Origin of the sequence: Streptomyces sp. NRRL B-24085 (assembly GCF_001282115.1) — a bacterium.
Taxonomy (GTDB): Bacteria; Actinomycetota; Actinomycetes; order Streptomycetales; family Streptomycetaceae; genus Streptomyces.
On record NZ_LJBR01000183.1, the window covers coordinates 1 to 8,042 of the forward strand.

Consider the following 8,042-nt stretch of genomic DNA (forward strand, 5'->3'; position numbering starts at 1 on the left):
TCCCAGTCAGAGGGGCTTGCCTTCCCGGCCGTTGGGCCGTTCCGACGTCTCAAACCTTAGCGGACTCTCGCTGCGGTCCCAAATCGAGGAGCCGCACCCAAATCGAATTGAATTCCGGCACGCGGAATTCATCCCGGCTGGGAGATCGTTCTGATGGTTTGAGTGGCCGCTGTCGCGGCGGAGGTGCCACCGAAGAACCGTTACGGCCCCGCGGCAACCCGAAGAACTCTACGGATCCACCAAGGGCGTGTCAAGCACCCTCTGTCAAGATCTTTTCAGTCGAGGTCGCTGAGTCGCCCGCCGGCGTCCGGCTGTGCGTGCTCCACCCTACGCAGGAGCCGGGTGAGGACGTCCCCGAGGGTGTTGCGCTCCTCCGGGGACAGGTCCTGGAGCAGGTCCTCCTCGAAGACCGTGGCGAGGCGCATCGCCTCCAGCCACTTCTCCCGGCCCTCGGCGGTCAGCTCCACGATCACGCGGACCCGGTTGGACTCGTCCCGCTCCCGGGTCACCAGCCCCTCGGCGAGCATGCGGTCGATCCGGTGGGTCATCGCGGCCGGCGTGAGGCCGAGCCGCTTGGCGAGATCGCTGGGGCCCATCCGATAGGGGGCCCCGGAGAGCACGAGTGCCTTGAGGACCTCCCACTCGGTGTTGCTGATCCCTAGGTCGGCGGTCTGACGGCTGTAGGCGACGTTCATACGGCGGTTCAGGCGGGAGAGCGCCGAGACGATCTGCTCGACCTGGGGGTCGAGATCCTGGAACTCGCGCTGGTACGCGGCGATCTGCTCTTCGAGCGTCGGCTCGGGCATGCCAGGGGTCTCGGCCATGGGCGCAGTATGGCACGCGCCTCCTTTGCCTTGAAGTCCTTCAGTATGTACTCTTTAGCTTCGAACTTTAGCTTTGAAGTCTTCACTCCTAACTAGTGAGAGAGGTGAACGTGACCAGGGCGAGGGGCGCAGCGATGCGTCGGATCCACGTGGGCAACGCACTCAGCGCGTTCGGGCTCGGTTTCACCGTCCCGTATCTGTATGTCTACGTGGCGCAGGTGCGGGGCCTTGGAGCCATGACGGCGGGGCTGGTCCTGGCCGTCTTCGCGGTGGCGGCACTGATCGTGCTGCCGTTCGCCGGGCGGGCCATCGTCCGGCGGGGCCCGTTGCCGGTGCTGCTCACCGCTCTGGTCATGGCCGCGGTCGGGTCGCTGAGCCTCGGGCTCGCGGGCCACGCCCCCACCGTGCTGCTGTCGGCGGCCGCGCTCGGCGCCGGTCAGGCCGTGATGCAGCCGGCGCTGGCCACGATGATCGTGGACTGCTCCGCGTCGGAGACGCGGTCCCGGGCCTTCGCGACGCAGTTCTTCCTGCAGAACCTCGGTCTGGGTGTCGGCGGGCTCATCGGCGGGCACCTCGTCGACACGTCGAGCACGGCGTCCTTCACTCTGCTGTTCGCGATCGAGGCGGCGATGTTCCTGCTGCTGGTGGTCGTGATGACGACCCTGCGGCTGCCGCACGCCCCGCGTATCGAGGGCGCGCCGAGCCAGTCCGCCCGGGGCAGCTGGAAGCAGTTGCTCGGCAACCGGGCCATGGTGCAGCTGTGCGTCCTGGGCTTCGTGCTGTTCTTCGCCTGCTACGGACAGTTCGAGTCGGGCCTGAGCGCGTACGGAGTCGAGGCCGCCGGTATCTCCACCTCCGCCCTGGGCACGGCACTGGCCGCCAACACCGCGATGATCGTGGTCGCGCAGTTCGCCGTTCTGCGGTTCGTCGAGCGGCGGAGGCGGTCCCGGGTGATCGCGCTGGTCGGGCTCATCTGGGCCGTGGCGTGGCTCACCGCGGGCTATGCGGGTCTCGGCCACGGCAGCCAGGAGATGGCCACGGCCGCCTTCGTGTCGACGTACGCGCTCTTCGGACTGGGGGAGGCGATGCTGTCGCCGACCGTGGCCCCGCTGGTGGCCGATCTGGCGCCGGAGGGGATGGCGGGCCAGTACAACTCCGCCTTCGCCCTGGTGAAGCAGCTCGCCCTGGCGGTCGGTCCGGCGGTGGGCGGCCCGCTGGGAGCGTCACTGCACGCGCCGTACATCGTGACGTTCCTGCTGTTCTCGCTGGGCATCACGTACCTCGCGCTGCGCCTGGGCAGGCAGCTGACACCGGAGCAGAACCAGCCGTCGCTGCGGAAGAGCCGTGTGGTGGCACAGGGTGGATCAACGGCGAAGTCTCTGGCCGCCTAGCTGCAACTCCTCAGGGGCGCGGGGAACTGCGCGACAAGCCCCCACGCGCCCGCAGCCGCCCCGCTACCTCAGGCCGCTACCCCTTGGGCAGCACGAACTCGCACCAGACCGCCTTCCCGCCCCCCGGCGTCCGCCGCGACCCCCAGTTCGACGCGATGGTCGCCACGATGGCGATCCCGCGACCGGACTCGTCCCCCGGCTCCGCCCTGCGGCGCCGGGGCAGGTGGTCGTCCCCATCCGTCACCTCGACGATCAGCCGCCGGTCGGTGCGGCGGAGCCGAAGCCGCATGGGCGGCGTCCCGTGCTGCAACGAATTGGCGACCAGTTCGCTCACCGCCAGCACGCCCAGGTCGTGCAACTCGACAGGGAACCGCCAACTGGTCAGCACACCGGAGGCGAACGCACGCGCGCGTGGGGCCGCCTCGACACCGCCGAGCAGCTCCAGCGCGGCGTTGCGGAAGAGCTCGCTGTCGGGGCCCGTGTGCGCCGGGTGCTGGAGGACCATGACGGCCACGTCGTCGTCGTGCTCGGCGGTGACGCCGGCCGAGCGGACCAGGCGGTCGCAGATCACCTGGGGGGTGCCGGTGGCGCCGGCCAGGGCGCGTTCGAGGGCCGCGATGCCCTCGTCGAGGTCCTCGTTGCGGCGTTCGACCAGACCGTCGGTGTAGAGGACGGCCGTGGAGCCGGGGCCGAGCGCGATGGAGCCCGAGGCGTGCATCCAGCCGCCGGTGCCGAGCGGCGGGCCGGTGGGTTCGTCGGCGCGCAGGACGACACCGCTCTCGTCGCGGACCAGGATGGGCAGGTGGCCGGCCGAGGCGTAGACCAGCTTGCCCTCGTTCGGGTCGTGGATGGCGTACACGCAGGTGGCGATCTGGTTGGCGTCGATCTCCATGGCGAGGCCGTCCAGCAGCTGGAGGATCTCGTGCGGCGGGAGGTCCAGGCGGGCGTAGGCCCTGACCGCGGTGCGGAGTTGGCCCATGACCGCCGCCGCGCGTACCCCGCGGCCCATGACGTCGCCGATGACCAGGGCCGTGCGGCCGCCGCCGAGGGTGATGACGTCGTACCAGTCGCCGCCGACCGCGGCCTCCGTGCCGCCGGGGTGGTAGGTGGCGGCGATGCGCAGGTCGTCGGGTTCCTCGAGTTCCTGCGGGAGCAGGCTGCGCTGGAGGGTGACGGCGGTCTCGCGCTGGCGGCGCTCGCTGGCTCTGAGGCGTTCGGCGGCCTCGGCGTGGTCGGTGACGTCGGTCGCGAACACCAGGACCCCGCCCGCCCCGCCGTTCGCCTCCGTCACCGGGGTGCAGGTGAAGGTGTAGGAGCGGCCGTCGGGGGCCTTGCGGGACTTGACCGTGCGCGGTCTGCCGCTGCGCAGGACCTGGTCGAGGAGCGGGAGGAGGCCGATCTCGTGGAGCTCCGGGAGGGCTTCGCGTGCCGGTTCGCCCGTGGCGCGCAGGCCGAAGGCGACCACGTAGGCGTCGTTGACGTAGGCGAGGCGGTGGTCGGGGCCGTGGACGAGGGCGACGAGGGCGGGGACACGGTCGAGGACTTCGCGGACGGGGAGTTCTTCGACGGCGGGGACCGGCACGGTCAGCTGTTCGGCGCGGGCCGCGGGGACGGCTCCCTCGCTCAGGCGGTCCTCGGTGACCAGGTCGTCGGTCCGCGCTGCGGCGCGGCGCTGCGTTCCGGGGAGGCGGGCGCTCCAGCGCGTGAAGTTCACGAATCCTTGCCTCGTGTCGTCGTCTTCGGCGTCTTCGGGCCGGCTCCGGGCCCGGCCGGGGGGCTGGGGACGGCAGCCCGGGGGTGCAGCACGGTGGGAAAACCTCTGGGTTCGAGGGGCGGGCGGCTGCCCGTCCGAAGTCGGGCACCAGTCTGGCAGGGTGACCGACCGGATCGACATCCGTCAGACGCCGGGGCGGTCCGTGGAGTTCCTCGGTCCGGTCAGGACGACCCCTTCGGGTCGTTCGTCGGGTCGTGAGGATGCTTTCCACCGGCCGCGAGTTCGAACTCCGCTCGGGGGTGTTCGAGTGAACCCAGGGAGACGATCTCCCTCTTGAAGAGCCCCGACAGGGTCCATTCGGCCAGGACCCGGGCCTTGCGGTTGAAGGTGGGGACCCTGCTGAGGTGGTAGACGCGGTGCATGAACCAGGCAGGGTAGCCCTTCAGTTTGCGTCCGTAGACGAACGCGACACCTTTGTGCAGGCCCAGTGAGGCCACCGAGCCGACGTACTTGTGGGAGTACGTCTCCAGGGGCTCGCCGCGCAGCGCGTGCGCGATGTTGTCGCCGAGGACCTTCGCCTGGCGTACCGCGTGCTGGGCGTTGGGTGCCGTCTCCCTGCCGGGCTCCTCGGCGGTGACGTCGGGGACGGCGGCAGCGTCTCCGGCCGCCCACGCGTGCGTGGTGCCCTCCACGGTGAGCTGGGGGGTGCATTTCAGCCGACCTCGCTCGTTGAGCGGGAGGTCGGTGGCGGCGAGCAGCGGGCTGGGTTTCACGCCGGCGGTCCACACGACCGTACGGGTGGGGAAGCGGTTGCCGTCGCTGAGGACGGCGACGCGGTCCACGCACGACTCCAGGCGGGTGTTCAGCCGTACGTCGATGTTGCGGCGGCGCAGTTCGCTGACCGTGTAGCGGCCCATGTCCTCGCCGACCTCGGGGAGGATGCGGTCGGAGGCCTCGACCAGGATCCACTTCATGTCCTCGGGACGGACGTTGTGGTAGTAGCGCGCGGTGTAACGGGCCATGTCCTCCAGCTCGCCGAGCGCCTCCACGCCCGCGTAGCCGCCGCCGACGAAGACGAAGGTGAGGGCCGCGTCGCGGATCGCGGGGTCGCGGGTGGAGGAGGCGATGTCCATCTGTTCGATGACGTGGTTGCGCAGGCCGATGGCCTCCTCGACCGTCTTGAACCCGATGCCGTGGTCGGCGAGCCCGGGGATCGGCAGGGTGCGCGCGATCGAGCCCGGGGCGAGGACGAGTTCGTCGTAGGAGAGCTGCTCGCCGCCGGTGCGCTCCTCCTCGGTGGCGAGGGTGGTGACGAAGGCCGTGCGCTTGGCGTGGTCGATCGCGGTGGCCTCGCCGACGAGGACGCGGCAGCGGTCGAGGACGCGGCGCAGCGGTACGACGACGTGGCGCGGGGAGATGGAACCGGCGGCCGCCTCGGGCAGGAACGGCTGATAGGTCATGTACGGGTCGGGGGTGACGACGGTGATCTCGACGTCACCCCGGTCGAGTTCCCGTTTCAGCTTCCGCTGAAGACGCAGAGCCGTGTACATCCCGACGTAGCCACCGCCGACAACCAGAATGCGCGCACGTTCCTTCACCATCCCATGACGCACCCGTCGCTTGAGTTTGTCCACAGCCTCGACAATTTGTGTGACTGGAAGTCGTCGGCGCGCCGGGTTGGCCGAATCGTCCGGGAGCGCGGAAGGTTCGCAGGTCAACCGGTGTGCGCCGGGCGGGCGCAGGGGGTGCAATCGGGGCGAATGTCACCCGTACTCCGATCGGGGGGCGCTCCGTGCGGAACCTGCCCCTTCTGAATTGACCCCCACTCAACTATGTTCGTGTGTCGACGGGGTGTAGGGGGATGCGCTCCGGGTCCGCGACGGGCGGACTCGTGAAACGGGCTTGTTCCGTACGCTCCGGCTTTCGATGGCGGGGAGAGTCTCCGGGGGGAGACGTCATTACCGGGGGAACATTCATGCATATTCAGGACACTCATTGGTCCACCGCGTCAGCCATCGCACCCGGTGGCGGTGCGCTGGGCGGCGCGATGGGCTCGGCGATGAGCACGGCGGGCAACGGACGGGACGGATCGCGTTCGGCCCCGCTGCGCGTGGACGCACAGCGCAACCTGGAACACGTACTGCGCGCGGCGCGCGAGGTCTTCGGCGAGCTGGGCTACGGCGCGCCGATGGAGGACGTGGCGCGGCGCGCCCGGGTCGGTGTCGGCACGGTGTACCGGCGCTTCCCGAGCAAGGACGTCCTGGTCCGGCGGATAGCCGAGGAGGAGACCTCCCGGCTGACCGACCAGGCACGGGCGGCGCTCGGCCAGGAGGACGAGCCGTGGTCGGCGCTGTCGCGCTTCCTGCGCACGTCGGTCGCGTCCGGTGCCGGGCGGCTGCTGCCGCCGCAGGTGCTGCGGGTCGGCGTCGCCGACGAGGTGTCCGACGGCTACGACGGGACGCGGGTGCCGCAGCAGCGGACCACTCCGGGCGGCGGCGAGCTGCGGCTGGTGCCGGAGGAGGCCCCGCAGGTCTCCGCCGACGACGACGCCGGGGCGGCGGCCCTGCTGGAGGTCGTGGGCCAGCTCGTGGACCGGGCGCGGGCCGCCGGTGAGCTGCGGACCGACGTGTCGGTGTCGGATGTCCTGCTGGTGATCGCGACCGCGGCGCCCTCGCTGCCGGACGCGGCGCAGCAGGCGGCGGCCTCGGCGCGGTTGCTCGACATCCTGCTGGAGGGGCTGCGATCCCGGCCGGCGTAACTCGAAAGGGTGACAGCGGGGTGCGGGCGGCTGACGTCCGCACCCCGGCACGTTTCGGCGTCTTCCGGGTGCCCGGGCCGACTGCCGCACCGCCCGTGACAGTTGACTCTTCCCCATCCGGGTGATGTTCAGTACTGCCGTGCGGGAAACCCCCACGGATGAGTGGATGCCCCGTACCGCGGGGCACTGACCAAAAGCCAATATGGCACTCTGACCCGGTGTTCGGGACTGGTTGGGCCGGCGGCGGGGGCATTCCGCGATGAGCGTTGACGGGCGGAACGAACCCCTCGGTGAGGGCGACGGGGAAGCCGGGGGCACCCCGCAGGTGCCGGGCCAGGGCGGCCGCGCGGGCATCCCGCAGGGCGGCATCCCGGCCCAGGGCGGCGAACCGGTCGAGGGCGGTGTTCCGGCGCAGCGCGACCGTCGCGAGGACGGTGGCGTCCTGCCGCCGCCCCGGCAGATGCCCCCGTCCGACGCCGACCTGATCGAGCGGATGCGCTCCGGCGACGACACGGCCTACGAGGCGCTCTACCGCCGGCACGCGCACGCGGTGCGCCGCTATGCCCGCACCTGCTGCCGCGACGGCCACACCGCGGACGACCTCACCGCCGAGGTCTTCGCGCGCATGCTCCAGGCGGTGCGCGGCGGCCACGGCCCCGAGCACGCCGTACGCGCCTACCTGCTCACCACCGTCCGCCGCGTCGCCGCCGGCTGGACGAAGTCGGCGAAGCGGGAGCAGCTCGTCGACGACTTCGCGGTGTTCGCCGCCCAGGCCGCGCGCACCCACGAGGTCTCCGACGACGACACCCTCGACCTGGGCGCCGACGTGCGCGCGATGCAGGTGGCCGAGCAGTCCATGGCCATGCAGGCGTTCCGGTCGCTGCCCGAGCGCTGGCAGGCCGTGCTGTGGCACACCGAGGTCGAGGACGAGTCGCCCAGCGAGGTCGCCACCCTCTTCGGGCTCGACGCCAACGGCACGCGCGTGCTCGCCAGCCGCGCCCGCGAGGGCCTCAAGCAGGCCTACCTCCAGGCCCATGTCAGCGCGGCCCTCGCCGACGACGAGGAGTGCGCCCGCTACGCCGACCGGCTCGGCGCCTACGCCCGGGGCGGTCTGCGCACCCGCGCCGAACGCGGCCTGCGCAAGCACCTGGAGGAGTGCGCCAAGTGCCGGCTGGCCGCGGGCCAGATCAAGGAAGTCGCCGGCGGCATCCCGGCCGTCGTACCGGTCGCGGTCATCGGCTGGTTCGGGGCCGCCGGGTACGCCAAGGCCGCCGGGCTCGTCGCGGGCGGCGCCGGGGCGGGAGCGGCCGGTGCCGCGGGCGCGGCCGCCGCGGCGAGCGGGGGCTCCTCGGGAG

At 71.4% G+C, this 8,042-nt stretch carries 6 protein-coding genes; 3 read left to right on the top strand and 3 right to left on the bottom strand.

Features of this window, described 5'->3' with window-relative positions; all coding sequences use genetic code 11:
- Positions 1 to 275 precede the first annotated feature (275 nt).
- Positions 276 to 824: a MarR family winged helix-turn-helix transcriptional regulator gene (locus AOJ26_RS20870; RefSeq protein WP_053849851.1), complete on the bottom strand. Its 549-nt coding sequence runs from the start codon at positions 822 to 824 to the stop codon at positions 276 to 278.
- Positions 825 to 958: 134 nt separating this feature from the next.
- Between AOJ26_RS20870 and AOJ26_RS20875 the strand changes: the two genes are divergently transcribed.
- Positions 959 to 2,215: an MFS transporter gene (locus AOJ26_RS20875; RefSeq protein WP_053849852.1), complete on the top strand. Its 1,257-nt coding sequence runs from the start codon at positions 959 to 961 to the stop codon at positions 2,213 to 2,215.
- Positions 2,216 to 2,291: 76 nt separating this feature from the next.
- Here the strand turns inward: AOJ26_RS20875 and AOJ26_RS20880 are convergent, their stop codons facing one another.
- Positions 2,292 to 3,929 carry a SpoIIE family protein phosphatase gene (locus AOJ26_RS20880; RefSeq protein WP_053849853.1) on the bottom strand — a complete coding sequence of 546 codons (1,638 nt, stop codon included), beginning with the start codon at positions 3,927 to 3,929 and terminating at the stop codon, positions 2,292 to 2,294.
- Positions 3,930 to 4,150: 221 nt separating this feature from the next.
- Positions 4,151 to 5,530, bottom strand: a complete 1,380-nt coding sequence (locus tag AOJ26_RS20885) for an NAD(P)/FAD-dependent oxidoreductase (protein ID WP_053849854.1) — start codon at positions 5,528 to 5,530, stop codon at positions 4,151 to 4,153.
- 374 nt (positions 5,531 to 5,904) lie between these two features.
- Here AOJ26_RS20885 and AOJ26_RS20890 point away from each other — a divergent pair, with 374 nt between their 5' ends.
- Together AOJ26_RS20890 and AOJ26_RS20895 are read left to right on the top strand one after the other, a co-directional pair.
- A complete protein-coding gene (locus AOJ26_RS20890) occupies positions 5,905 to 6,687 on the top strand; it encodes a TetR/AcrR family transcriptional regulator (RefSeq protein WP_053849855.1) in 783 nt (260 codons plus the stop codon).
- A gap of 259 nt (positions 6,688 to 6,946) precedes the next feature.
- Positions 6,947 to 8,042, top strand: a 1,096-nt coding sequence (locus AOJ26_RS20895) for a sigma-70 family RNA polymerase sigma factor (RefSeq protein ID WP_159044342.1), incomplete at its 3' end; no start/stop codon positions are given.